This is a genomic window from Streptomyces sp. MB09-02B (assembly GCF_033794485.1).
Classification (GTDB): domain Bacteria; phylum Actinomycetota; class Actinomycetes; order Streptomycetales; family Streptomycetaceae; genus Streptomyces.
In genome coordinates, this window is the sequence record NZ_JARGEE010000881.1 from 1 (window position 1) to 1234 (window position 1234).

Annotated in this window: 1 protein-coding gene; it reads left to right on the top strand. The window is 72.4% G+C overall.

From position 1 onward, the window contains the following. Positions 1–102 precede the first annotated feature (102 nt). Positions 103–1200, top strand: coding sequence for a LacI family DNA-binding transcriptional regulator (locus P1P70_RS44820; RefSeq protein ID WP_319248276.1), 1098 nt, complete (start codon positions 103–105; stop codon positions 1198–1200). The last annotated feature ends 34 nt before the right edge of the window (positions 1201–1234 follow it).

Sequence of the window (1234 nt, forward strand, 5' to 3'; positions counted from 1 at the left end):
TTCTACTCTTTTTTTATTTTATTTTTTTTTTTTTTCAAGCAAGAGCGGGATTCAGGGTTTTCTGCCTTTCTCGGGGGCCCGGAGTTTGTATAAGGACGCCGCATGCCCCGAAGCACCCCGGACGGCGGCGCGGCCGGCCACGACCCCGGCGAGGCCACCCGTACCCGCAGCCGACGCAACTTCGCCGGCTCCCGCCCGGTGATGGACGACGTCGCCCGCCTCGCCGGTGTCTCCAAGCAGACCGTCTCCCGCGTCCTCAACGACAACCCGGCGGTCCGGGCCGAGACCCGCGAGGCCGTGCTGGAGGCCATGCGGACGCTCGGCTACCGCCCCAGCCGCAGCGCCCGCTCCCTGGCGAGCGGCCGCACCCGGATGCTCGGCGTGATCTCCTTCGACGCGGCCCGCTACGGCCCCGCCTCCACCCTCACCGCGATCAACACCGCCGCCCAGACGGCGGGTTACCTCGTCAGCTCCATCGCCCTGGACACGGCCGACCGGGACACCGTCGTCCAGGCGGTGGAACGGCTGTCGGCCGAGGGCGCGGACGGGATCATCGCCATCGCCCCCCAGCGGCCCGTCGCCACCGCACTCGCGGGGGCCCGCCCGGACACCCCGCTGGTCATGCTGGACAACGGCCTCGGCGACGGCACCCCCGTGGTCTCCTCGGACTTCACGGCCGGCGCCCGGCTGGCGACCGGGCACCTGCTGGGCCTCGGCCACCCCACCGTCTGGCACGTCGCGGGCCCCGCCGGCTGGACGTCCGCCGACCGACGCGCCGCGAGCTGGCAGGAGACCCTGCGGGACGCCGGTGCGGTCGTCCACGAACCCCTCGTCGGGGACTGGAGCGCCGACTCCGGCTACGCGCTGGGCCGACGGCTCGCGGCCCGCCCCGACGTCACCGCCGTGTTCGTCTCCAACGACCAGATGGCTGTGGGTCTGCTGCGCGCCCTGCACGAGGCGGGACGCCGGGTGCCGGACGACGTCAGCGTGGTCGGCTACGACGACATCCCGGAGGCGGCGCACCTGCTGCCGCCGCTGACCACGATCCGTACGGACTACTCCGAGATCGGCAGGCGGGCGCTGCGGTTGCTGCTGACGCAGTTGGACGATCCGGAGGACGCGGGGGAGGCGTTGGAGAGGGAGCCGGTCATCCCGGTCGAGCTGATCGTCCGTGAGAGTACGGGGGCGGCGGCGCCGTAGCGGGGGAAGGGGGTGCCGCGTCGCTGCGTCGGGC

Excerpts from the sequence above, each read along its gene's own strand:
- P1P70_RS44820 (WP_319248276.1), top strand. The coding sequence starts at position 103 with ATGCCCCGAAGCACCCCGGACGGCGGCGCGGCCGGCCACGACCCCGGC.